The organism is Streptomyces sp. NPDC014656, from assembly GCF_043084305.1.
GTDB lineage: Bacteria > Actinomycetota > Actinomycetes > Streptomycetales > Streptomycetaceae > Streptomyces.
The window spans coordinates 120311-143484 of sequence record NZ_JBIBZN010000018.1; the positions used below are offsets into that span (position 1 = coordinate 120311).

The window sequence follows — 23174 nt, forward strand, 5'->3', positions numbered from 1 at the left end:
ACCGTCAGCGGCCGCGCAGACGGCGGACGAGGATGCTCGCGTCGCCGCGGGACTCCAGATCCGCCAGGACCACGGCGACCGCCTCGCGGACGATCCGGCCGCGGTCGACGGCGAGGCCGTGCTCGCCGCGCAGCACCAGCCGCGCGTGCTCCAGGTCCATCAGCTCCTCGGCGGAGACGTAGACCGTGATCTTCTCGTCGTGCCGCTCCCGGCCGCTGGGGCGCCGGTTGGCGGCCCGTCCCCGGCGCCGTGCGGGCGCGCCCGCCTGGGGGGCGGCCGCCTTCACGGGGGCGGGCTGCTGCGCGGGAACCGACTCGGTCTCCCGGGCGCGCGGCTCGGCCGCCTCCGAGGAGGCCGCCGCGTGCTCGGCGGAGCCGGCGGCGCCGCCGTCCGGGCCGGCCGCCGGGTCGCTCTCACCCGCCGGAGCGGGAACGGTTCGGCGGGGCGAGGACGACTGCAGCGCCATCCCCCCGGTCGTACGGAAGAGTTCGTCGGCTCCGGGCAGACTCACTCGGCGTGACACCGGGCGAGCACCTCCCTGGCGAGCTGGCGGTAGGCGGCGGCGCCCACGGAGTTGGAGGCGTACGTGGTGATGGGCTCGCCGGCGACCGTGGTCTCCGGGAAGCGCACCGTCCGGCCGATCACCGTGTGGTACACGTGGTCGTCGAAGGCCTCGACGACCCGCGCGAGCACCTCGCGGGAGTGGACGGTCCGGGAGTCGTACATAGTGGCGAGGATGCCGTCGAGCTCCAGCTCGGGGTTGAGCCGCTCCTGCACCTTCTCGATGGTCTCGGTCAGCAGGGCGACGCCGCGCAGCGCGAAGAACTCGCACTCCAGCGGCACGATGACCTTGTGGGCCGCCGTCAGGGCGTTCACGGTCAGCAGGCCGAGCGAGGGCTGACAGTCGATCACGATGTAGTCGTAGTCGTTCATCAGCGGCTTGAGGGCGCGCTGGAGCGTCGACTCGCGCGCGACCTCGGAGACCAGCTGCACCTCGGCGGCGGAGAGGTCGATGTTGCTCGGCAGCAGGTCCATGTTGGGGACCGCCGTCTTGAGCAGCACCTCGTCCGCCGACATGCCCCGCTCCATGAGCAGGTTGTAGACGGTGAGGTCGAGCTCCATCGGGTTCACGCCGAGGCCGACCGACAGGGCTCCCTGCGGGTCGAAGTCGACGAGCAGCACCCGTCGTCCGTACTCGGCGAGCGCGGCACCCAGGTTGATGGTCGACGTGGTCTTGCCGACGCCGCCCTTCTGGTTGCACATCGCGATGATCTTGGCGGGACCGTGGTCGGTCAGCGGGCCCGGGATCGGGAAGTACGGCAGCGGCCGTCCGGTGGGGCCGATCCGCTCGCGGCGCTGACGGGCAGCGTCGGGCGCGAGGGTGGCCGCGTACTCCGGGTCGGGCTCGTACTCGGCGTCGGGGTCGTAGAAGTGCCCCTCGGGCAGCTCGTCGTAGGCGGCGAAGTGGGTGGACTCTCGGCCCATCTCGTTGCCGGCCGTGGCGTTCACGTGTAGGCCGTCCATCGTCTTCAGCGTGTGGGTTGTCGTCATGGGGCGGCGCGTCGCGAAGGTCCGCACCGCGACGGAGCCGACCGGGGCACCTGGCGCAGCGCTCCCGGGAGTAAATGTCGACTCATTCACAAGTCGTCTTACCTCCTTGGATGTGACCAGGAACATTTATCGATAGGTCAGCGTGGCACCATGCCGACGGTTGGCGACTCTATGGCGTGTCACCGGTCCGCAGCAACACAATCGCCCGGACCCGGCCCGATGTGTCGGCAACCGAACACGCCTCTGTCAAGGGTGCGCGGCCATGCATCCACACGTTTCAGGGGTGTGCGAAACGGTTAAAGGGTTACGTTCGAGGCGAGTTGACCGAACGTTTTGGCGTGGCCGGAGACACAGCCGGCCGGACCTTGTCGAACAAGGTCCGGCCGGGTGCGTGACATTGACGGCGGGCGTTGACGGGGCCGTCCGCGAAGCCGTCGTCGGGGCGGCTCGGGTCAGCCGACGAGGGTGCTCAGCTCGACGTGCTCGTAGCCGTGCGCCTCGGCGACCTCCTTGTAAACCACCTTGCCGTCATGGGTGTTGAGGCCCAGGGCGAGGGCGGCGTCGCGGCGGAGCGCCTCGACCCAGCCGTTGTTCGCCAGCGACACGATGTAGGGCAGCGTGGCGTTGGTGAGGGCGTAGGTGGAGGTGTTCGGGACCGCGCCGGGCATGTTGGCGACGCAGTAGAAGACCGAGTTGTGGACCTGGAAGGTCGGCTCGGCGTGGGTGGTCGGGTGCGAGTCCTCGAAGCAGCCGCCCTGGTCGATCGCGATGTCGACAAGGACACTTCCGGGCTTCATCTTGGCGACGAGCTCGTTGGTGACCAGCTTCGGGGCCTTGGCGCCCGGGATGAGGACGGCGCCGATGACGAGGTCGGCCTCGACGACGGCCTTCTCCAGCTCGAAGGCGTTGGAGACGACGGTCTGCACCTTGGTGCCGAAGATCTTGTCGGCCTCGCGGAGCTTGTTGATGTCGCGGTCGAGCAGGGTCACGTGGAAGCCCATGCCGACGGCGATCTGCACGGCGTTCCAGCCGGAGACGCCGCCGCCGATGACGACGGCCTTGCCGGCGTGGGTGCCGGGGACGCCGCCGGGGAGGACGCCGCGGCCGCCGGCCGAGCGCATCAGGTGGTAGGCGCCGACCTGCGGGGCCAGGCGGCCCGCGACCTCGGACATCGGGGCGAGCAGCGGGAGCGCGCGGTTCGCGGTCTCGACCGTCTCGTAGGCGATGGCGGTGGTGCCGGACTCCAGGAGGGCGTCCGTGCACTCCTTCGAGGCGGCGAGGTGCAGGTAGGTGAAGAGCGTCTGGTCCTTGCGGAGGCGGTGGTACTCCTCCGCGATCGGCTCCTTGACCTTGAGGAGCAGGTCGGCGGTGGCCCAGACCTCGTCGGCGGTGGCGAGGATCTCGGCACCGGCGGCCACGTACTCCTCGTCCGTGATCGAGGAGCCGACGCCGGCGTTCTGCTCGATGAAGACCTGGTGGCCGTTGCGGACGAGCTCGTGGACACCGGCGGGGGTGATGGCCACGCGGAACTCGTTGTTCTTGACCTCGCGGGGGATGCCGACCTTCATCGTCGATCACGGTCCTTGAATCAGGGGGATAACTGGTGCACTGCGATACATACCCGGATGCATTGCGGCGCACCGGGGCAGACCACGTTCGAACGCGGCGGAACCAGTCTAATGAAGGAGTTCCCGCTGTCTAGCCTTTCAAAGTACTAATCTTCTGCGGAGCCACTGCGGATTTCGTAGGCGAAGCGTTCCGTTTCCAGAAGACGGTCCGCCGCAGCCCGGTGCAGCCGCGCCGCCGCCGGATCCCCGAGCCGGTCCAGGGTGTCGGCGAGCCGCAGCTGGAGGGCCGCCTGGAGCCGGGTGTCCTGCGCGCGGCGGGCCCACTCCACGGCCTCCTCGCAGGTCCGCAGCGACTCCTCGGGGCGGCCCGCGTACTCCTGCACCCGGGCCGCCTCGCTCAACGCCCGTGCGTGGCCCGGGAGATCGCCGAGCCTGCGGTAGCCGGCCGCCGCCGCCCGCCAGTGCCGCAGCGCCTCGCCGTACCGCCCCGCGTAGGTCTGCACGGCACCGAGACGGGCGTACAGGCGCGCCTGGTCGGCCCGCTCGTCGTGGGCGAGGCGCTGGGCGAGGGCGCGGCCGTACCAGTCGCCGGCCCGCTGCCAGTCGCCGAGCTCCTGATAGCTGCCACCTACGGATTCCATTGCGCGGCCGGTCGCGTACGGATCATTTGCTTGCCTTCCGGCCTCCCAAGCCAACCGATATCGCAGCAGAGCGTCCTTCGCGCGGCCGGTCCGGGCGTCGAGGTCGCCGAGGTTGAGCAGGGCCGCCGCCCGCTCGCGGTGCAGTCCGCGCCGCTCGGCCACGTCCAGGACGAGCCGGTGCAGCCCGTACAGGTCGGGCGCCGCCGCCTCGGCGCCGCCGTGCGCGGTGAGCGCCCGCACCAGGGAGGCGATGAGGCGGCGGGCGAGGGTGTCCAGCTCGCCGTCGGCGACGGCCGTCCGGGCGCAGGCCAGCAGCGCCGGCCGGCGGGAGGCCAGCCAGCGCGCGGCGTCCTCGGGGCCGGGGAAGCGCAGGGCGCGCGGCAGGCCGGCGAGCTTGCGCCGGGCCGGGGAGCCCTCGGGTTCGGTGACCGCGCGGCAGGACTGGAGGAGCCGCACGGTCCGCTCCAGCATCCGGGCCCGGGCGAGCTGCACCTCGGCGGGCCGGTCGCGCTCCTCCAGCTGGGCGCGGAGCAGGGGGACGAGATGGCCGGGGGCCTCGTACTCCCCGTCCCCGGTCTCGGTGACCAGGCCCAGGCGGGCGAAGTCGGCGAGCGTGGTCGCCGCGGCCTGGACCGAGCAGCCGGCCAGGGCGGAGGCGGTGTGGGCGTCGGCCCGGCCGAGCGGGGCGAGCGCCAGGTAGCGCAGTATCCGGGCGGCCGGCTGGGGCAGCGCCTGGTGGGCGAGGAGGAAGGTGCGGGTGAGGGGGTCGCCGTTCAGGCCGCGCAGCCGCTTGGCGAGGTCGGCGACCGAGGTCTCGGGCCGGCCCGCCAGCCAGCCGCCGGCGAGGACCACCGCGCCGGGCAGTCCGCCGCACTCCTCGACCAGGGCCTCGGCGGCCTGCGGGTCGACGGTGATGCGGACCGAGCCGGTGGCGGAGGTCAACAGTTCGATCGCGGACTTCGGGTCGAGGCCGCCCAGGGTGCAGGGCCGGACGTCCGGGATGCCGGTGAGCGGCCCCTCGGCCACCGCGACGACCAGGGCGTCGGGGTTGTCCGGGAGCAGCGGATCGGCCTGCTCGGCGTCGACGGCGTCGTCGAGTAGCAGCACCGCCCGGCGCCCGCCGAGCGCCTCGCGGACCAGTTCGGTCAGCTCGTCCTCGCCGGCGCCGGGCGGTTCCGCGACGCCGAGGTCGCGCAGCAGCTCGCGGGCGGCCCGGGCGGTGGGCACGGGCTCCCCGCCGGGCTCGGTGAGCCGGGCGCGGTAGACGCCGTCGGGGTAGCGCTCGGCGACCGAGGCGATCAGCTCCTCGGCGAGCGCGGTCCGGCCGGAGCCGGGCCGCCCCGCGACGAGCAGGACGCGGGCGCGGGGCGCCTTGCGCCCGGTGAGGGTGTCCAGTCCGGTCCGCTCGATGTCGGCGCGGAGGGCCTTCAACTCCCGCTGCCGGCCGTAGAACTGCCGGCTGCCGGCCGCCGCCACCGCCTGATCCGTCACGGGCCACACTCCCGTCCACCTGCGCACGAGCCATCCCGCGGGGGACTCCGCACGGGCGTGTACGAGCGTAGTTCAGCCCCCGCCGCCGACCCGGTGGAGCGCGGCGGACACATCGCCCGATCGGATCAGCAGACAGTCACACCGGCTCGACCGAACGGACGGCCGACCCCCTCCCCACGCAGAGCGGACCGAACGGTCACGGAGCGCGTCCGCGAGGGGGCCGCGGACCGGCGGCTACGCCTCGAACGGCCGGGCCGGCCAGGGAGCGTCCGCCGGGCGCAGGGCGTCGACGCCGTCGCCCGCGCGGGCGGCGACCAGCGACAGCACCCCCACCACCAGGCAGTTGTTGTGCAGCTCCCCGGCGAGGACGCCGCGGACCAGCTCGTCCAGCGGGACCCGCGCCACCTCCATGTCGGCCTCCTCCTCGGAGACCGCGTACCGCTCCCCCTCCGCCTCGGCGAGGTCGCGCGCCAGGAAGATCCGTACGGCCTCGTCGCAGCCGCCCGGGGTGGTGTACACGTCCGCGAGCACCCGCCACTCCCCCGCCTTGGCGTGCGCCTCCTCGTACAGCTCGCGCTGCGCGGCGTGCAGCGGGTTCTCGCCGGGCACGTCGAGCAGCCCGGCCGGGATCTCCCACAGCTTCTGCCGCACCGGGTGCCGGTACTGCCGCAGCACGAGCACCCGGTCCTGGGCGTCCAGGGCCAGGACGGCCACGGAGCCGGGGTGGACCTGGTAGTCACGCCGGACGACGGAGCCGTCCGGCATGACCACCTCGTCCGTGCGGACACTCGTCTTGGCGCCCGTGAAGGGTGTGGTGGTGGCGACGACCCGCCACTCCTCCGGGGTGTCCTGCACCTGCATCGGTAGTCCTCCCACTTACGACCACGCGCGGCCGCTCACGACCACATGCGAAAACCGGGGTACCGGCCCGTCAGGACCCGTACCCCGGCAACGTTAACGCCTTGCTACTTCTTGCCCGTCTTGCGCTCGACGGCCGCCTTGACCAGGCCCGCGAAGAGCGGGTGCGGGCGGGTCGGGCGGGACTTCAGCTCCGGGTGCGCCTGGGTGGCGACCAGGTAGGGGTGGATCTCCTTCGGGTACTCGACGAACTCGACGAGCTTGTTGTCCGGGGAGGTGCCGGAGAAGACCAGGCCGGCCTTCTTCTCCAGCTCGGCGCGGTACGCGTTGTTCACCTCGTAGCGGTGACGGTGGCGCTCCTCGACGTACGGCTCGCCGGCGTAGGTCTCGCGGACGACGGAGCCCTCGGCGAGCTTCGCCGGGTAGAGGCCCAGGCGCATCGTTCCGCCCAGGTCGCCGGCGCCCTCCACGTAGGCGAGCTGCTCCTCCATGGTGGAGACGACGGGGTGCGCGGTGGCCGGGTCGAACTCGGTGGAGTTGGCGTCCGGGATGTCCGCCAGGTTCCGCGCGGCCTCGATGACGATGCACTGGAGGCCCAGGCAGATGCCGAGCAGCGGCACCTTGTTCTCACGGGCGTACTGGATCGCGCCGATCTTGCCGTTCACACCGCGGTCGCCGAAGCCGCCGGGGATGAGGATCGCGTCGACGTCGCCGAGCTGCTTGCGCGCGCCCGCCGGGGTCTTGCAGTCGTCGGAGGTGACCCACTTGACCTTGACGCGGGCCTTGTTGGCGAAGCCGCCGGCGCGCATGGCCTCGGTGATGGAGAGGTAGGCGTCGGGCAGGTCGATGTACTTGCCGACGAGCGCGACGGTGACCTCGTGGTCGGGGTTGTGGACCCGGTCCAGCAGGTCGTCCCAGGTCGTCCAGTCCACGTCACGGAAGGGCAGGTCGAGCTTGCGCACGACGTAGGCGTCGAGGCCCTCGGTGTGCAGCACCTTCGGGATGTCGTAGATCGACTTGGCGTCGATGGCGGCGACCACGGCGGCCTCGTCGACGTCGCACATCAGCGAGATCTTGCGCTTGATGGCGGTCGGGACCTCGCGGTCGGCGCGCAGCACGATCGCGTCGGGCTGGATGCCGATGTTGCGCAGGGCGGCGACCGAGTGCTGGGTCGGCTTGGTCTTCAGCTCGCCGGAGGGGCCGATGTAGGGCAGCAGCGAGATGTGGACGACGAAGACGTTGTCGCGGCCGACCTCGTGGCGGACCTGGCGGACGGTCTCCAGGAAGGGCAGCGACTCGATGTCGCCGACCGTGCCGCCGACCTCGGTGATGACGACGTCGACGTCGTCGGTGGCCATGCGGCGGATCCGCGACTTGATCTCGTTGGTGATGTGCGGGATGACCTGCACGGTGTCGCCGAGGTACTCGCCGCGCCGCTCCTTGGCGATGACCTGCGAGTAGACCTGGCCGGTGGTGACGTTGGCCGAGCCGTCGAGGTCGACGTCGAGGAAGCGCTCGTAGTGGCCGATGTCCAGGTCGGTCTCGGCGCCGTCGTCGGTGACGAACACCTCACCGTGCTGGAAGGGGTTCATCGTGCCCGGGTCGACGTTGAGGTACGGGTCGAGCTTCTGCATCGTGACCCGCAGGCCCCGGGCCTTGAGGAGCGCACCCAGGCTGGAGGCGGTGAGCCCCTTGCCGAGCGAGGAGGCGACACCCCCGGTGACGAAGATGTGCTTGGTCGTCGTGGATTTGGGCGGCATCGCCAAGAGGGGGCTCCCGTGGTCGCGTTCTGGAGGTGCGAAGCGGCAGGTCCTCCGGAAGAATCGGGGGTGCCGTCGCTGCGGTTTCGGGGGTTTCGGCTGGCGCCGTTTCCCACCGGTCCACGGGGTACCAGGGTATCAGTGACATCCGGAGACCGCTTCCGGCCACACGCTCGGCACACCGGCCGACCGGGTGGGGCGGACTCCGGAAGGGCCGTTTTCCGGGGCGGGAGCGGGACACCACCCGGGGGAAACGTTCGGGCAAACATCCGGAGAACATCCTGTTCACCCGTATGGAGCAGCGCGTTACGCGGGTGATCACCACGGTCACTACTGTGCGGACCATCCCGCCCGGCCCCGCCGCCGAGCGGCCGGCCGACGGCACCACCCCCGTCCGTGGAGCCGGACCGGGAGCCCGTGTCGCTTCCCCTCGACCCGCTGCCGGAGCCGGCCATACCGCACACTGGCACCGCGGGCACCTCTTGCAACTCGCACCATCCCGCTGCACGCGCCCCGAGGGGCGGACAGGCCGTTCGACTGGAGTGAAGCACGTGGCCGGGCGTATCGAGGATTACGCACTCATCGGGGACATGCAGACCGCGGCACTGGTCTGCCGGGACGGCAGTGTCGACTGGCTCTGCCTCCCCCGCTTCGACTCGCACGCGGTCTTCGCGGGGCTGCTCGGCACCGAGGAGCACGGCTTCTGGAGAGTGGGCCCGGCCGTCCCGGACGAGACCGAGCCGGCCCCCGCCGACCGCCGCCGCTACCGGGGCGACTCGCTGATCCTGGAATCCGAGTGGGACACCCCGCGCGGCACGGTCCGGGTGACCGACTTCATGCCGCCGCGCGACGGCGCGCCCCAGCTGATCCGGATCGTGGAGGGGGTCAGCGGCCGGGTGCGGATGCGCTCCGCGCTGCGGATGCGGTTCAGCTACGGCCGGATCGTGCCCTGGGTGCACAAGGTCGGCGAGCGCACGGTCGCGGTGGCCGGACCCGACTCCGTCTGGTTCGACACCGACGCCGAGACCCACGGCGAGCACCTCACCACCTACTCCGAGTTCACCGTCACCCCCGGCGACCGGATCACCTTCACCCTCTCCTGGCAGCCCTCGCACAAGGAGCCGCCGCCGCTTCCGGACCCGGAGGGCTCCCTGGAGGCCACCGCCGGCTTCTGGCGCGACTGGGTGGAGCACTGCACCTACCACGGCCCCTACCGGGAGGCCGTGGTCCGCTCGCTGATCACCCTGAAGGCGCTCACGTACGCCCCCACCGGCGGGATCGTCGCCGCGCCGACCACCTCGCTGCCGGAGGAGATCGGCGGCGTACGGAACTGGGACTACCGCTACACCTGGCTGCGGGACGCCGCCATCACCCTCTCCTCGATGCTGCGCACCGGCTACCGCGAAGAGGCCCGGGCCTGGCGGGACTGGCTGCTCCGCGCGGTCGCAGGCGACCCGGAGAACCTCCAGATCATGTACGGCATCGCGGGCGAGCGGGAGCTCGGCGAGGCGGAGCTGGACTGGCTTCCGGGCTACGAGAACTCGGGCCCGGTCCGGGTCGGCAACGGCGCCGCGAGCCAGCTCCAGCTCGACGTGTACGGCGAGGTCACCGAGGCCCTGCACCTGGCCCACATGACGGGCCTGTCCCGGAACGACTACGCCTCCCTGCTCCAGCTCAAGCTGATCGACTACCTGGAGAAGAACTGGGACCAGCCCGACGAGGGCATCTGGGAGGTCCGCGGCCCCCGCCGGCACTTCACCCACTCCAAGGTGATGGCCTGGGTGGCGGTCGACCGCACGATCAAGCTGATCGAGTCCGGTGACGCCGACGGCCCGCTGGAGCGCTGGCGCGAGCTGCGCGACGAGATCCACCGGGACGTCTGCGAGAAGGGCTACGACAAGGAGCGGAACACCTTCACCCAGTCGTACGGCTCCAAGGAGCTGGACGCCTCGCTGCTGCTCATCCCGCAGATGGGCTTCCTGCCGCCGGACGACAAGCGGGTGATCGGCACCATCGAGGCGATCCAGCGCGAGCTGTCCACCTCGGACGGCTTCGTGCTGCGCTATCCGACGGCCGGCGAGGAGGCGGGCGTCGACGGCCTGGAGGGCGACGAGGGCGCCTTCCTCGCCTGCTCCTTCTGGCTCGCGGACGACCTGGCGATGATCGGCCGGGTCGACGAGGCCCGCACCCTCTTCGAGAAGCTGCTGGCGCTCCGCAACGACCTGGGGCTGCTCGCCGAGGAGTGGGACCCGCGGCTCCAGCGGCAGGTGGGCAACTTCCCGCAGGCGTTCAGCCACGTCCCGCTGATCGACACCGCCCTGCGGCTGACGGCGAGCGGGGCGTACGGCGGCTGAGCGGGGGCGCACGGCGGCCGAGCGGCGTGCCCGGGGGCCCGGACCTACCATGAGAGTGTCCTGGCCCCCGTACGAAAGGGGGGCTCCCGATGCCTCCCCACGTCACCGTTCCGGACACCGCCCTGGCCGGCCTCCGCGAGGACCTGGCCGGTGAGGTCCTCGTGCCCGGCGATCCGGGATACGACGAGGCCAGGCGCGTCCACAACGGCATGATCGACCGCCGGCCGGCGGTCATCGCCCAGTGCGCGACGCAGGCCGACGTGGCCAACGCGGTCCTCTTCGGGCGGGAGACGGGCCTGGCCGTCGCGGTGCGCGGCGGCGGCCACAGCGTCGCCGGCGCCTCCTCCGTCGACGGCGGCCTGGTGATCGACCTGCGGCGGATGCACGCCGTGGTCGCGGACCCCGAGCACCTGGCGGTACGGGTCGAGGGCGGCGCCCTGATGAGCCATCTGGACCGCGCCACCCAGCCCTTCCACCTGGCCACCACCGGCGGCCGGGCCTCCACCACCGGCGTCGGCGGCTTCGCCCTGGGCGGCGGCTCCGGCTGGCTGGAGCGGAAGTTCGGGCTCGCCTGCGACAACCTGCTCTCCGTCGACCTGGTCACGGCCGAGGGCAAGCACGTCGTGGCGAGCGCGGAGGAGAACCCGGAGCTGTTCTGGGCGCTGCACGGCGGCGGCGGCAACTTCGGCGTGGCGACCTCGCTGACCCTGCGGCTGCACGAGCTGCCCGCGATGAGCTTCGCGCTGCTGCTCTTCCCGCCGTCCGCCGGACCCGCGGTGGTGGAGGCGTACCGGGCGATGGCGGAGACCATGCCGGACGAGGCGGGCGGCGGCGTGCTCTACTTCCCCGCCCCGCCCGCGCCCTTCGTCCCCGCGCACCTGGTCGGCGAACTGGTGGTGGCCGCCCTGGTGACCTTCGCCGGGCCCCGGTCGGGCGTCCGGCACCTGGCGGGCCCGCTGACCGCACTGCGGCCGGTGGTGGAGCTGGTCGAGGAGATCCCCTACGCGGACCTCCAGTGCATGCTGGACGACCCGCCGGGGCTGCGGAACTACTGGTCGGCGGAGTACCTGGGCGCGCTGCCGGACGAGGCCGTGGAGGTCTTCTGCGCCCGCGGCGAGCGGATCCCGGCGGGCACGGCCACCCAGCACGTGCTCTTCCCGCTCGGCGGCGCGGTGGCGCGCGGTCCGTCGGACTGGCCGCTGCCGTGGCGCACCGCCCCCTGGGCCGTCCACCCCTTCGCCACCTGGGAGGACCCGGAGGCCGACGGGCGCGCGATCCAGTGGGTGCACGACGTGCGGACCGACATGCGGCCGTGGACGACGGAGGCGGTGTACCTCAACTTCATCGGGACGGAGGGCGAGCAGCGGGTCGTCGCCGGTTTCGGGGCCGGAAACTACCCGCGGCTCGCCGCCGTGAAGGCCGCGTACGACCCCGACAACGTCTTCCGCCTCAACCACAACGTCGCGCCGGCCGCCGCCGCGGCCTGACGCGCTAGCGGAGGGCGTCGATCACCTCCCTCGCGGCGCGCTCGCCCTCGGTGGCGCCGCCCTCCATGAAGCCCTGGAAGTCGTAGGAGCAGTGCTCGCCGCCGATGTGGACGTTGCCCTGGGCGGTGCCCTCGTACCCGGCGTACCGGTGGAGGTAGCCGACCGGCCAGCAGGAGTAGGCGCCGAGCGCGTTCGGGTTCTTGTGCCAGGCGGAGAGCTGGGCGCGACCGTTCCAGGCCCGTGAGGTGCCGGGGAAGAAGGCGTCGACCCCGGCGAGGTAGCGGCTCACCAGGTTCCTCACGTACGGGTCGGACTCGGTGGAGAAGGGGCCGGCGGGGTTCAGGTTCCGGGCGAGGCGGCCGCCGTTGTACTGGATGAGGATGCCGCCGGTGCCGCCCTGGACCTTGGTGGTGTCCCAGGTCTGCTGCACGTCCAGGTCGGTGAAGCAGTCGCCGGCGGAGACCCCGGGCCAGGGGCCGGTGCCGCGCCAGGGGCGGGTGCCGAACTGCATGTTGAGCTTGGTGCAGTAGCCCATGCGGGCGTCCCGCAGCAGGTTCGTCATCAGCGGGTCGAAGCCGGCCCGGGTGAGGTCCAGCCGCTGGAGGACCGGCAGCGGGACGCACAGGACGGTGTGGTCGGCGGTGACGGTCCGGGTGGAGCCGCCCTCGGCGAAGGTGAGGGTCTGGGTGCCGTCGGCGTTCGCCCGTACCGCCTGGAGCGTCCAGCCCCTGCGGAGGGTGCCGGGGTTCAGGGCCCCGGCGATGGCGTTCGGGAGCCGGTCGTTGCCTCCGGTGATGTGGTAGCGCTCGTTGGACAGGCCCCAGATGTTGAAGTTGCCGGGATTGGTCTGGTAGCCCATGAGCAGGACGAGGGCGAGCGAGGACTGCTCGGTGGTGTCGGCTCCGTACTCGACGTTGTAGGCGACGTCGATGAACTTCCCCAGCGGCGAGGCGTGCCCGCCGGGGACGCGGCTCTCGATCCACTCGTACACCGACATGTCGTCGAGGGCGGTGCCGGTCGGGGTGGACCGGTTCCAGAGGACCTCCCCCGCCTCGGAGAGGTCGCGGCGCAGCGCCTGGTAGACGCCGTTGAAGTCCTCGTCGGCCTGGTGGCGCGGGTAGTAGCCGCCGCCGAACCAGAGGACCTCCTCGGCCCCGTTGGGCCCGCCGCCGAGGAAGTCCTCGGTGGGGAGGCCGAAGCGGCGGCAGAGCTCCAGCATCTTCTTGTGGCTGGTGTCGATCAGCTCGCCGCCGATCTCGGAGGTCTGCCCGTAAGCCCAGTGGTCCCGCTGGGTCCACATGCGGCCGCCGACGCGGGCCGGGTCGGCCTCGTAGAGGACGGGGGCGAGGCCGGCGTCCTGGAGGGTGAGGGCGGCGGTGAGTCCGGCGATGCCGGCGCCGACGACGGCGATCCGGGCGTCGGACCGCACCGGCGGGTCGGGGACGGCGGCCGCGGCGGGGACGGCTCCGGCGGAGACGGCGGCGCCGGCGATCCCGGCCGCGGCGGCGGCCTTGAGGAGGGTGCGGCGGCCGAGGGGGTCGTTCCTCAGGCCGCGCAGCTCGTCGACGGGGAGGCCGAGCCGGCGGGCGTCGGCGTGGTCGGCGGCGAGGCGGTTCAGGAGGTGCATCGGGTTGGTGCGTGCCATGGGGCGCTCCTGGAGAGATGGGGTGTCAGCCGTGCGGGGTCAGCCGTGCGGGTCAGCCGTGCGCCGCGGGTACGGGCTCCGCCTGCTCGTCGTCGCGTTCGGCGGCGTCCTCCAGGACGATCCGGCCGATGATCTCGTACCGCTCGGGGCGCCGGGCCTTGAGGTAGAACCCGAGGCCGAGGCCGCCGAAGAAGACGGTGCCGACGATCCACGGGATCGCCTTGAAGAAGAGGGAGTCGGCGGCGAGTCCGGCCGCGGTCTCCATGTTGACGACGAGGAGGACGACGACGGCGGTCATGGCGATGCCGCCGAGGAGGGGCGCGGTGAGGGTCCTGAACCAGTGCCGGTCCTCGGGGTGGTTCTTGCGGAAGTAGCCGATGACCGCGAAGGAGCAGAGCGTCTGCACGATGAGGATGGCCATCGTGCCGAGGATCGCGAGCAGCGTGTAGAGGTGGATGTAGGGGTCCTGGCCGGTGAGCCAGAAGGCGCCGACGAGGCAGACGGCGATCACGCTCTGCACGAAGGACGCGAGGTACGGCGAGCCGTGCCGGGGGTGGGTGCGGCCGAGCGCCGGGTGGAGGAAGCCCTCGCGGCCGATGGCGTAGAGGTAGCGGGAGGCGCACTGGTGGAAGGCCATCCCGCAGGCGAAGGAGCCGGTGAGCAGCAGCCACTGGAAGGCGTCGACGGCCCAGGCGCCGATGAAGGTCTGGGTGGGCGCGAAGAACAGGTCGAGCGGGGAGGCGGAGGAGGACAGCTTCACCGAGCCGGCCAGGCCGTTGCCGGCGATCGTCATCCACGACACGTAGATGTAGAAGAGGCCGACGCCGACCACGGAGATCAGGGTGGCGCGGGGGATGACGCGCTTGGGGTCGCGGGACTCCTCTCCGTACATGGCGGTCGACTCGAAGCCGACCCACGACCAGAAGGCGAAGAAGAGGCCGAGTCCGGCGGAGGCGCCGGTGAAGGCGTTCTTCGGGTTGACCGGCTCGACGGGGATGCCGTCGGGGCCGCCGCCGTGGATCAGGACCGCGGTGGCCACCGCGAAGAGGACGGCGATCTCCGCGATGAGCATGACGCCGAGCGCCTTGGCCGTCAGGTTGATGTCGAAGTACGACAGGACGGCCGTGACGGCCAGCATGGCGGCCGCGTACAGGACCCACGGCAGGTCGACGCCGAGCTGGTCGGCGACGGTGGTCTTCGCGAAGTAGGCGAAGACGCCGACGATGGACGCCTCGAAGACGATGTAGGCGAGGACGGCGAGCATGCCGGAGGCCATGCCGGCGATCCGGCCGAGGCCGTGCGAGATGTAGCCGTAGAAGGCGCCGGCGGCGGTGATCCGCTTGGCCATGGCCACGTACCCGACGGAGAAGACGGTCAGGACGACGGTGGCGAAGAGGTACCCGGCGGGGGCCCCGACGCCGTTGCCGAAGCCGACGGCGATGGGGAGGTTGCCGGTCATGGCGGTGATCGGCGCGGCGGTGGCCACGGCCATGAAGACGACGCCGACGAGCCCGACGGAGTTCGCCTTGAGCCGGTCGACGCGCGGGGCCGGCTGTGGAGTGGAGGTGTCTGCCATGGCGGGAGAGCATCCACCCGCGTGACGTAGGCCACAAGCGACAATCGGTCATACAAATCCCGCCGTGCCACGACGAGTTGTCGCCCCCGAGGGCGAACGGACCCTCCCCGTGACCGTGGGGAGATGTCCAGGAAACACCGTGGACGATACCGTCCGCCCATGGACACGCAGGGCGGCATCACCGTACAACGGGCACTCGAACTCCCGGGGCTCCGCAGCGGCCTCCCGGAGGTCGTCGCCGGCGCCGACCGGCTCCAGCGGACCGTGCGCTGGGTGCACGCCGGCGAGGTGCCGAACATCGCGTCCCTGCTGAAGGGCGGCGAGCTGCTGCTGACCACCGGCCTCGGCCTGGGCACCCGCCCGGCCGAGCAGCGGGCCTTCGTGCGCCGCCTCGCCGACCGGGGCATCGCCGCCCTCGTGGTCGAGCTCGGCCCCCGCTTCGCCCGCCTCCCGGCGACGATAGTGGAGACCGCCCGCTCCGCCGGGCTGCCGCTGGTCCAGCTCCACCGCGAGGTGCCGTTCGTCGCCGTCACCGAGGAGATCCACACCGAGATCGTCAACGGCCACTACGCCCTCCAGCGGCAGGCCGAGGAGGTCCACCGGCAGTGCACCGAGGCCCTGCTCGGCGGCGGCGGGGTGCCACAGGTGCTCCGGATCCTCTCCGACTTCGCCGCCAACCCGGTCTTCCTGGAGACCGCCGAGGGACAGCTGCTGTACGCGGCGGGCACCGAGTCCGGGCCGGCCGACCCGCTCCAGGTCTGGGACGGGCTCCGCGGCCAGCGCGCGGCCCGCGAGTCCGGCCCGCCGACCGGCACGGTCCTCGTCGACGTCCCCGGCGGGGGCCCCGGCGCCGGCTCGGTCCGGGCCCGGCTGGTGCTGCTCGCGGTCTCCGGCGCCCTCTCCCCCCTGCACCGGATGGCCGCCGAGCGGGCCGCGGGCCTCCTCGCGGTCGTCCTCATGCAGGCCCGGCAGGAGGAGGAGCTGGCGGCCCGCGGCCGCGGCGACTTCCTCACCGACCTCGCGGAGGGCCGGATCTCGGCGGAGGACGCCCCGGCACAGGCCCGCGTCCTCGGCTTCAAACCGGGCGAGGGCCCGCTGCTCCCGGTCGTCATGCGCCTCGCCCCCGAACTCTCCCCGTCCGGCAGCTGGGCGCTGCTCGCCCGCGCCGTCCACGAGGAGCTGTCCTCCGTCGGCGTCCCCGCCCTCCTGGGCGTCCGCCCGGTCGAGGGCCGGGCCCCGCTCCTGCTGGGCCTGCGCTCGGAGTCGGAGCGGACGGCGGTCGCCGACCGGGTCGCGGCGGCGCTGCGGGCCGGCGCGGAGCGGGCCGGCCTGGAGGGCACCGGGGCGCACCCGCCGGTCGTCGTGGTCGGCATGGCCGGCGGCTGGGCGGCGGCCTCCGCCGGGCTGCGGCACGCCGCGGAGACGGCGACGGCGGCCCAGGGCCTGACGGACCGCCCCTGGTACGACGCCCGGCGCCTCGACATCGACCTGCTGCTGTGGCGGCTGCGCGACCACCCGGACCTGGCGGCCTTCGTCGACCGTGCGATCGGCCCCCTGCGCGACCACGACCGCGCCTCCCGGCCCCCGCTGCTCCCCACCCTGGAGACGTACCTGGCGCACGCGGGCCGCAAGGCGGAGACGGCCCGCGAGCTCCACCTCAACCGCCAGACCCTCTACAACCGGCTCGCCCGCATCTCCGAGCTCCTCGGCACGGACCTGGACGACCCCCAGACGGTCCTGGCGCTCTCCCTGGCGCTGCGGGCCCGGCGGCACACCCCGTAAGGGCCCGGCGCACCGCCCGCGGCGGCGGGTCTAGCGCGTCGCCGCGAGCTCGTCGTACACGCTCAGGACGTGGGCGATCGTGTCGTCCTCCGACGGCCAGGTCCGCGCCTGTACGCGTCCCGCCGCCGCGAGGTCCATCCGCCGCTCCGCGTCGTCCAGCAGCCCCCGGACGGCCGCCGCGAGCGCCGCCCCGTCGCCGTACGGCACCAGTTCCGCCGCGTCGCCGACGAGTTCCGGCACGCCGCCGACCGCCGTGGCGACCAGGGGCACGCCGAGCCGCAGGGCCTCCTGGGCCAGCAGGGAGCGGGCCTCCCAGCGGGAGGGCAGCACCGCGACGTCCGCCGCGGCGAGGAGTTCGGCGACGTCGTCGCGCCGCCCGACGATCCGGACGGCGAGCCCCTCGGCGACGATCCGCCGCTGGAGCGCGGTCCGTTCGCGCCCCTCGCCGGCGATGACGAGCAGCGGCTGCGGATCGAGCTCCCGCCACTCCCGCGCCGCGTCGAGCAGCGTCCCGTACCCCCGGCCGGGTTCGAGCGCGCCGACGGCCATGAGCAGCGGCCGGTCCACGGCGCCGAGTTCGGCCCGGGCCTTGCCGTCGTGGAGGCAGACGGGCCCGCGGGCGGCGGGCAGGGTGACGGGGGCGAGCCGCGCGTCGCGGGCCCCGCGCCGCCGGGCCCGGTCGACGAGTTCGGAGGAGGTGCCGAGGACGACGGCCGCCGCCCGCGCCGTCCGGCGCTCCAGGAGCCGTACGAGACCGGCCCGGGCCCCGTCGGCGTGCGGCCGGCCGTGCCAGGTGGTGACGAGCGGGGTGCGGGCGGGCCCGACGCCGCCGGAGACGGCGAGCGCGGCCCGTACGGAGGCGTGCAGCCCGTGCGCGTGGACGACGTCGGCGCCGATGCAGGCGTTGCGGAGCACGCCGACGGTCGCCGGGTCGTTGCGGCGGGGCAGCGGCACGACGTGCGCGCCGGCCCCGGAGTAGTCGTAGAGGCGGTCGAGTTCGGCCGGAGCGCACACGGTCACCCGGACGCCCCTCGCCACCAGCCCCGAGGCAAGTGATCGGACGTGAGCGCTGCTGCCCGCGCTGCCGCCGCCCAGCACTTGGACCGTACGGAGCTGTGTCACGCGCCCAAGGATGCCAGCCCGGGCGGCCGACCGTACGCACGTTCCGGCACCGACACCGCATCGTTCCCCGCGCCGGCGGGCGGCCGGTGCCCCGCCCCAGGCCCCGAGTTCACCCACTCGGGTGAGCTCGCGAGGCGTTCGCGCGCGCCCCCGTCCGAGGGCGCGTACGAACGCCGGGCCCGAGGGCGCGCGAACGCCCGGCCGCGCGCCGCCTCAGGCGTCGGCCCTGGCCGTGGCCAGCAGCTCCTCCGCGTGGGCCCGGGCGGTCTCGGAGTCCTCCTGCCCGGCGAGCATCCGGGAGAGCTCACGGACCCGCTCCTCGCCCTCCAGGACGGTGACCCCGGAGCGGGTGACGGAACCGTCGTTGGTCTTCTCCACGAGCAGCTGCCGGTCGGCGAAGGCCGCCACCTGCGGCAGGTGGGTGACGACGACGACCTGCGCGGTCCGGGCCAGCTTCGCGAGCCGGCGGCCGATCTCCACCGCCGCCTTGCCGCCGACGCCCGCGTCGACCTCGTCGAAGAGGTACGTCGGCACCGGGTCGACCCCGGCGAAGACCACCTCGACGGCGAGCATCACCCGGGACAGCTCACCACCGGACGCCCCCTTGGCGATGGGCCGCGGCGGGGCACCGGGGTGCGGGGCGAGCAGCAGCTCGACCTCGTCGGCGCCGGCCGGACCGTAGGCGACCCACCGCCCGCCGACCTCGACGCCGGAGGACCCGTCGGCCGCCTCGGTCTGCCGGATGTCGAAGGACACCCGCGCGTGCGGCATGGCGAGCGAGGCCAGCTCGGCGGTGACCGCCCCGGCGAACCGGTCCGCGGCCTCGGTGCGGGCGTCGGTGAGCCGCTGCGCGAGGACCGACAGCTCGTCGCGGAGCCGGTCCCGCTCGGCGGTCAGCTCCCCGGTCCGCTCGTCGTCGCCGTCCAGCTCCCCGAGCCGCCGCGCGCTCTCCTCCGCCCAGGCCAGGACGGCCGCGACGGACTCGCCGTACTTCCGCGTGAGCTGGGTGAGGGCGGCCCGCCGCTCCTCCACCGCGGCGAGCCGCAGCGGATCGGCGTCCAGGTCGTCCGCGTACCCGGCCAGCTCCTGCGCCACGTCGGCCAGCAGGATGGAGATCTCCCCCGCCCGGTCCGCGAGCGCGGCGAGGGCCGGATCGTGCGCCCGTACGGCCTCCAGGGCCCGGCCCGCCCCGCCGACCAGGGTGGTCGCGTCGACGGACTCGGGGTCCTCCGGGTTCCCGGCGAGCGCGGCGTGCGCGAGCGCGGCGGCGGAGGCGAGCGCCTCGGCGTGCCCGAGCCGCTCGGCCTCGGCGGCCAGCTCCTCGTCCTCGCCGGCCCGCGGGGCCACGGCCTCGATCTCGGCCAGCCCGAAGCGCAGCAGATCGGCCTCCTGCGCTCGCTCACGTGCCCGGGTGGTGATCTCCTCCAGCTCGGCGGTGACGGCCCGCAGCCTGCGGTACACCTCCGTGTAGGCGGCGAGCGGCCCGGACACCGCCTCGCCCGCGTACCGGTCGAGCGCGCCGCGCTGCCGGGCGGGCTTCAACAGGCCCTGCTGATCGGTCTGGCCGTGCACGGCGACGAGTTCGTCGGCCAGCTCGGCCAGCAGCCCGACCGGCACCGAACGCCCCCCGAGGTGCGCCCGTGAGCGCCCCTCGGCGGAGACCGTACGGGTCACCAGCAGGGCGCCCTCGTCGAGTTCCGCCCCCGCCTCCGCGGCCCGCGCCGCCACCGGCGCGCCGGGCGGCAGGCTGATCCGCCCCTCGACGACCGCCGAGGCGGCCCCGATCCGCACCAGGGCCGGGTCGGCCCGCCCACCGAGCAGCAGCCCCAGGCTCGTGACGACCATGGTCTTGCCCGCGCCGGTCTCACCGGTCACCGCGGTGAAGCCGGGCGACAGCTCGACCACCGCGTCGTCGATGACCCCGAGCGACCGTATCCGCATCTCCTCCAGCACGCCCCAGACCATACGAGGTTTCCGTGCCGCGACGCGACATCACCCCCCGTGAGGAACGGCGGTCAGTGCGGCGCGCCCCGCCAGCCCGAGACGGGCAGCGCGAACTTGGCGACGAGCCGGTCGGTGAAGGAGGCGTGGTGGAGCCGGGCGAGCCGGACCGGCACCGCGCCGCGCCGGACCTCGACCCGGGCGCCCGCGGGCAGTTCCACGGTCCGCCGCCCGTCGCACCACAGCACCCCGTGCGGGGTGTGCGGCTCGACCTCGACGGCGAGCACGGACTCGGGCGTGGTGACGAGCGGCTTGGCGAACAGCGCGTGCGCCCCGATCGGCACCATCAGCAGCGCCTCCACCTCGGGCCAGATGACCGGGCCGCCCGCCGAGAAGGCGTACGCGGTCGAACCGGTCGGCGTCGCGCAGATCACCCCGTCGCAGCCGAAGCCGGTGACCGGCCGGCCGTCGATGGCGAGGACGACCTCCAGCATCCGCTCCGGGGACACCTTCTGCACGGCGGCCTCGTTGAGCGCCCAGTCGCTGTGCAGCACGTCGCCGTTCTGGTAGACGGCCACGTCCAGGGTCATCCGCTCCTCGACCTCGTACGCCCGGGTGACGACCCGGTCGACGACCTTGTCGAGGTCGTCCCGCTCGGCCTCGGCCAGGAAGCCGACGCGGCCGAGGTTGACGCCGAGCATCGGCACCCCGGAGGCGCGGGAGAACTCGGCGCCCCGCAGCAGCGTCCCGTCACCGCCGAGGACGATGATCAGTTCACAGCCGTCGAGCGCCTCGGGACAGTTGTCCGGGATCTTCTCCACGGAGGGCGGCACCGGCAGGTCCGCCGCCTCCGCCTCCAGGACACGGACGCCGATGCCGCTGCGCAGCAGCCCCAGGACGACGAGCTCGGCGCTGCGCACCGCGGCCGGCCGGCCGGTGTGCGCGAGCAGGAAGACGGTACGTGGTGCCTGTGGTGCCGCTGATGCTGTCAACGAGGTCCCTCCGCCACGGCGCGGTCGACGTCAGCCGGATCGAGTGCGGGCGCGCCGGCCCGCAGCCACAGAAAGTACTCGACGTTCCCCGACGGCCCGGGCAGCGGGCTGGCGGTGACGCCGAGCACCCCGAGCCCGAGCTCCGCCGCCTGCCGGGCGACGTTCTTCACGGCGTCGGCGCGCAGCTCGGCGCTGCGGACGACGCCCCCGGAACCGAGCCGCTCCTTGCCCACCTCGAACTGCGGCTTGACCATCAGGACGAGGTCGGCGCCGGGCGCCGTGCAGGCGACCAGCGCGGGCAGCACGAGCCCGAGCGGGATGAAGGAGAGGTCGCCGACGACGAGGTCGACGGGGACGCCGTCGATCGCGTCGAGGGTCAGCTCGCGCACGTTGGTGCGGTCCTTCACGGTGACCCGCTCGTCGCTCTGCAGCGACCAGGCGAGCTGCCCGTAGCCGACGTCGACGGCGACGACGTGCCCGGCGCCGGAGCGCAGCAGCACGTCGGTGAAGCCGCCGGTGGACGCGCCCGCGTCGAGCGCCCTGCGGCCCGCGACCTCCAGCCCGAGGGGGACGAAGGCCTCGAAGGCGCCGGCGAGCTTGTGCCCGCCGCGCGAGACGTAGTCGGGGTCGGAGTCGTCCTGGGAGACGACGATCGCCGCCGCGGTCTCGACCTGGGTGGCGGACTTGGTGGCGACGGTCTTGCCGACGGTCACCCGGCCCGCGGCGATCAGCTGGCCGGCGTGCTCGCGCGAGCGGGCGAGTTTGCGCCGGACCAGCTCGGCGTCGAGTCGGCGGCGTGCCACTCCTGCCACGTTGGGTTCAGCTCCTGGGGTCGTGCGGACGGGGTTCGGGGGCGGGGTGCGCGTCGAGCGTGGTCAGCTCGGCGCGCAGTCCTCGGTGTACATCCTCGTACACCGCGAGGTGTCCCTCCGCCGGGAGGCGGTCGGCCTCGGCCAGCCGCTCCAGGAGCGCGTCGACGGCCGGCAGCCCGGTGGCCTCCCGCTCCACCCCCAGCGGCGCGGGCGCGGCGGGCGCCTCCACCGCTCCGCCGGCGCCGTCCCCGGAGCCCGTACCGGCGTCCCGCGCCGTCTCCGGGCCGGTCTCCGCCGCCGTCATCGCTTCGCTCATGCCCCGACGCTACCGCGTGGCCCTGGGGTACGGTCGACGGCGATGGCGACGATCACGGAGTGCCGCGACGCACTCGACAAGCTGGCGGACAACCTCGCGCGCGCGGACGGCGACGTCCGGGGAGCGGCGGCGTTCGACCGCACCCTGAGCTGCCACCTCACGGACCTCGACACGACCTTCACCGGCCGGCTCGCGGGCGGCCGGATGACCGTCGGGTCGACGGCGGCCGGCCCGCCGCGAGAGAAGGCCCAGATCCGCCTCGCGATGACCGGCGACGACCTGGTCGCGATGGTGGACGGCCGGCTGAACTTCGCCAAGGCGTGGGCCTCCGGCCGGATCAGGCTGGAGGCCGGCTTCCGCGACCTGCTGCGGCTGCGCTCACTTCTGTAGCGCGGGCTCCTGGGCACCGCCCTGCGCGGCCTCCCTCGCGGCCTCCCGCGCCGGCACGGCCCGCCGGGCCCGCGCCTGCCGCCCGGCCGGGACGACGAGCGGGGTGCCCGTCTCCGGGTCGTCGATGACCTGGCAGCGCAGCCCGAAGACCCGCTCGACCAACTCGGCGGTCACCACCTCGGACGGCGGGCCCTCGGCGACGACCTCGCCGCCGCGCACCGCGATGAGGTGGGTGGCGTACCGGGCCGCGTGGTTGAGGTCGTGCAGGACGGCGACGAGCGTCCGCCCCTGCGTCTCGTGCAGCTCGGCGCACAGGTCGAGGACGTCGATCTGGTGCTGGATGTCGAGGTACGTGGTCGGCTCGTCGAGCAACAGCAGCGGCGTCTGCTGGGCGAGGGCCATGGCGATCCACACCCGCTGGCGCTGTCCGCCGGAGAGCTCGTCGACGAACCGGTCGGCGAGCTCGGCGACCCCGGTGGACTCCATCGACTCCTGGACGATCCGCTCGTCCTCGGGCGACCACTGGCGCAGCAGGCCCTGGTGCGGGTAGCGGCCGCGGGCGACGAGGTCGGCGACGGTGATGCCGTCGGGCGCGATCGACGACTGCGGCAGCAGGCCGAGGGTCCGGGCGACCTTCTTCGCCGGCATCGCGTGGATCGACTGGCCGTCGAGCAGCACCCGGCCCTGCGTGGGCTTCAGCATCCGGGACAGGGCGCGCAGCAGGGTGGACTTGCCGCAGGCGTTGGGCCCGACGATCACGGTGAAGGAGTTGTCGGGGATCTCGACGGACAGGTCGCGGGCGATGACCCGCTGCTCGTACGCGAGGGTGACCGAATCGGCCCCGAGCCGCTGCTGCTGCCGATCGCTCATGGGGGTGCTCCTGGTGTC

General features: G+C 73.5%; 18 protein-coding genes. 4 read left to right on the plus strand and 14 right to left on the minus strand.

The genetic code is table 11. The features are described 5' to 3' along the window. Nucleotides 1-4 precede the first annotated feature (4 nt). The 6 genes from ACF1ED_RS31995 to ACF1ED_RS32020 form a co-directional block, all read right to left on the minus strand. A complete protein-coding gene (locus tag ACF1ED_RS31995) occupies nucleotides 5-511 on the minus strand; it encodes a hypothetical protein (RefSeq protein ID WP_391766501.1) in 507 nt (168 codons plus the stop codon). Further along, entirely contained in the window at nucleotides 508-1551 is a 1044-nt protein-coding gene (locus tag ACF1ED_RS32000; protein WP_226651714.1) for a ParA family protein, read from the minus strand. Before ACF1ED_RS32000 ends, ACF1ED_RS31995 begins: the two co-directional genes overlap by 4 nt. Before the next feature lie 452 nt (nucleotides 1552-2003). Beyond that, the gene (gene ald / locus ACF1ED_RS32005; RefSeq protein WP_362187744.1) at nucleotides 2004-3119 is read right to left on the minus strand and encodes an alanine dehydrogenase; all 1116 of its coding nucleotides are present in this window, start codon (nucleotides 3117-3119) and stop codon (nucleotides 2004-2006) included. Between the two features lie 146 nt (nucleotides 3120-3265). Next, the gene (locus ACF1ED_RS32010) at nucleotides 3266-5251 is read right to left on the minus strand and encodes a tetratricopeptide repeat protein (protein ID WP_391766443.1); all 1986 of its coding nucleotides are present in this window, start codon (nucleotides 5249-5251) and stop codon (nucleotides 3266-3268) included. A 234-nt stretch (nucleotides 5252-5485) separates the two neighbouring features. Further along, the gene (locus ACF1ED_RS32015; protein WP_391766445.1) at nucleotides 5486-6112 is read right to left on the minus strand and encodes an NUDIX domain-containing protein; all 627 of its coding nucleotides are present in this window, start codon (nucleotides 6110-6112) and stop codon (nucleotides 5486-5488) included. A 104-nt stretch (nucleotides 6113-6216) separates the two neighbouring features. After that, nucleotides 6217-7869 (minus strand): CTP synthase, encoded by a 1653-nt coding sequence (locus ACF1ED_RS32020; protein ID WP_391766447.1) that lies wholly within the window; start codon nucleotides 7867-7869, stop codon nucleotides 6217-6219. Nucleotides 7870-8420: 551 nt separating this feature from the next. On the opposite strand from ACF1ED_RS32020, the gene ACF1ED_RS32025 reads away from it, so the two are divergent. Continuing rightward, nucleotides 8421-10223, plus strand: a complete 1803-nt coding sequence (locus tag ACF1ED_RS32025; RefSeq protein WP_391766449.1) for a glycoside hydrolase family 15 protein — start codon at nucleotides 8421-8423, stop codon at nucleotides 10221-10223. Nucleotides 10224-10312: 89 nt separating this feature from the next. Further along, nucleotides 10313-11710 (plus strand): FAD-binding oxidoreductase, encoded by a 1398-nt coding sequence (locus ACF1ED_RS32030; RefSeq protein WP_391766450.1) that lies wholly within the window; start codon nucleotides 10313-10315, stop codon nucleotides 11708-11710. Nucleotides 11711-11714: 4 nt separating this feature from the next. On the opposite strand, the gene ACF1ED_RS32035 is transcribed toward ACF1ED_RS32030, so the two are convergent. Further along, nucleotides 11715-13355, minus strand: a complete 1641-nt coding sequence (locus ACF1ED_RS32035; protein ID WP_391766452.1) for a flavin monoamine oxidase family protein — start codon at nucleotides 13353-13355, stop codon at nucleotides 11715-11717. Nucleotides 13356-13407: 52 nt separating this feature from the next. Beyond that, nucleotides 13408-14931 carry an APC family permease gene (locus ACF1ED_RS32040; protein WP_391766454.1) on the minus strand — a complete coding sequence of 508 codons (1524 nt, stop codon included), beginning with the start codon at nucleotides 14929-14931 and terminating at the stop codon, nucleotides 13408-13410. 159 nt (nucleotides 14932-15090) lie between these two features. Here ACF1ED_RS32040 and ACF1ED_RS32045 point away from each other — a divergent pair, with 159 nt between their 5' ends. Continuing rightward, on the plus strand, nucleotides 15091-16713 hold the full coding sequence (locus tag ACF1ED_RS32045; RefSeq protein WP_391766456.1) for a PucR family transcriptional regulator: 1623 nt from the start codon (nucleotides 15091-15093) through the stop codon (nucleotides 16711-16713). A 30-nt stretch (nucleotides 16714-16743) separates the two neighbouring features. Here the strand turns inward: ACF1ED_RS32045 and ACF1ED_RS32050 are convergent, their stop codons facing one another. The 5 genes from ACF1ED_RS32050 to ACF1ED_RS32070 form a co-directional block, all read right to left on the minus strand. After that, nucleotides 16744-17835, minus strand: coding sequence for a glycosyltransferase family 4 protein (locus tag ACF1ED_RS32050; RefSeq protein WP_391766458.1), 1092 nt, complete (start codon nucleotides 17833-17835; stop codon nucleotides 16744-16746). A gap of 213 nt (nucleotides 17836-18048) precedes the next feature. Further along, entirely contained in the window at nucleotides 18049-19800 is a 1752-nt protein-coding gene (gene recN, locus ACF1ED_RS32055; RefSeq protein ID WP_391766460.1) for a DNA repair protein RecN, read from the minus strand. A gap of 50 nt (nucleotides 19801-19850) precedes the next feature. After that, on the minus strand, nucleotides 19851-20768 hold the full coding sequence (locus ACF1ED_RS32060; RefSeq protein ID WP_391766462.1) for an NAD kinase: 918 nt from the start codon (nucleotides 20766-20768) through the stop codon (nucleotides 19851-19853). After that, nucleotides 20765-21580 carry a TlyA family RNA methyltransferase gene (locus tag ACF1ED_RS32065; RefSeq protein WP_351856744.1) on the minus strand — a complete coding sequence of 272 codons (816 nt, stop codon included), beginning with the start codon at nucleotides 21578-21580 and terminating at the stop codon, nucleotides 20765-20767. The genes ACF1ED_RS32060 and ACF1ED_RS32065 overlap by 4 nt, the downstream gene beginning before the upstream one ends. 7 nt (nucleotides 21581-21587) lie before the next feature. Beyond that, a complete protein-coding gene (locus tag ACF1ED_RS32070; RefSeq protein ID WP_391766464.1) occupies nucleotides 21588-21896 on the minus strand; it encodes a hypothetical protein in 309 nt (102 codons plus the stop codon). Nucleotides 21897-21938: 42 nt separating this feature from the next. Between ACF1ED_RS32070 and ACF1ED_RS32075 the strand changes: the two genes are divergently transcribed. Next, the gene (locus tag ACF1ED_RS32075; protein WP_391766466.1) at nucleotides 21939-22286 is read left to right on the plus strand and encodes an SCP2 sterol-binding domain-containing protein; all 348 of its coding nucleotides are present in this window, start codon (nucleotides 21939-21941) and stop codon (nucleotides 22284-22286) included. Here ACF1ED_RS32075 and ACF1ED_RS32080 read toward each other — a convergent pair. Next, the gene (locus tag ACF1ED_RS32080; RefSeq protein WP_391766468.1) at nucleotides 22275-23156 is read right to left on the minus strand and encodes an ABC transporter ATP-binding protein; all 882 of its coding nucleotides are present in this window, start codon (nucleotides 23154-23156) and stop codon (nucleotides 22275-22277) included. The two genes, ACF1ED_RS32075 and ACF1ED_RS32080, sit on opposite strands and share 12 nt — an antisense overlap. Between the last annotated feature and the right edge of the window lie 18 nt (nucleotides 23157-23174).

What these genes read in the sequence shown, in the direction of transcription:
- ACF1ED_RS32035 (WP_391766452.1), bottom strand. Translation starts at nt 13,355, where the DNA reads ATGGCACGCACCAACCCGATGCACCTCCTGAACCGCCTCGCCGCCGAC.
- ACF1ED_RS32030 (WP_391766450.1), top strand. Translation starts at nt 10,313, where the DNA reads ATGCCTCCCCACGTCACCGTTCCGGACACCGCCCTGGCCGGCCTCCGC.
- ACF1ED_RS32040 (WP_391766454.1), bottom strand. Translation starts at nt 14,931, where the DNA reads ATGGCAGACACCTCCACTCCACAGCCGGCCCCGCGCGTCGACCGGCTC.
- ald (WP_362187744.1), bottom strand. Translation starts at nt 3,119, where the DNA reads ATGAAGGTCGGCATCCCCCGCGAGGTCAAGAACAACGAGTTCCGCGTG.
- ACF1ED_RS32045 (WP_391766456.1), top strand. Translation starts at nt 15,091, where the DNA reads ATGGACACGCAGGGCGGCATCACCGTACAACGGGCACTCGAACTCCCG.
- ACF1ED_RS32015 (WP_391766445.1), bottom strand. Translation starts at nt 6,112, where the DNA reads ATGCAGGTGCAGGACACCCCGGAGGAGTGGCGGGTCGTCGCCACCACC.
- ACF1ED_RS32075 (WP_391766466.1), top strand. Translation starts at nt 21,939, where the DNA reads ATGGCGACGATCACGGAGTGCCGCGACGCACTCGACAAGCTGGCGGAC.
- ACF1ED_RS32000 (WP_226651714.1), bottom strand. Translation starts at nt 1,551, where the DNA reads ATGACGACAACCCACACGCTGAAGACGATGGACGGCCTACACGTGAAC.
- recN (WP_391766460.1), bottom strand. Translation starts at nt 19,800, where the DNA reads ATGGTCTGGGGCGTGCTGGAGGAGATGCGGATACGGTCGCTCGGGGTC.
- ACF1ED_RS32080 (WP_391766468.1), bottom strand. Translation starts at nt 23,156, where the DNA reads ATGAGCGATCGGCAGCAGCAGCGGCTCGGGGCCGATTCGGTCACCCTC.
- ACF1ED_RS32070 (WP_391766464.1), bottom strand. Translation starts at nt 21,896, where the DNA reads ATGAGCGAAGCGATGACGGCGGCGGAGACCGGCCCGGAGACGGCGCGG.
- ACF1ED_RS32020 (WP_391766447.1), bottom strand. Translation starts at nt 7,869, where the DNA reads ATGCCGCCCAAATCCACGACGACCAAGCACATCTTCGTCACCGGGGGT.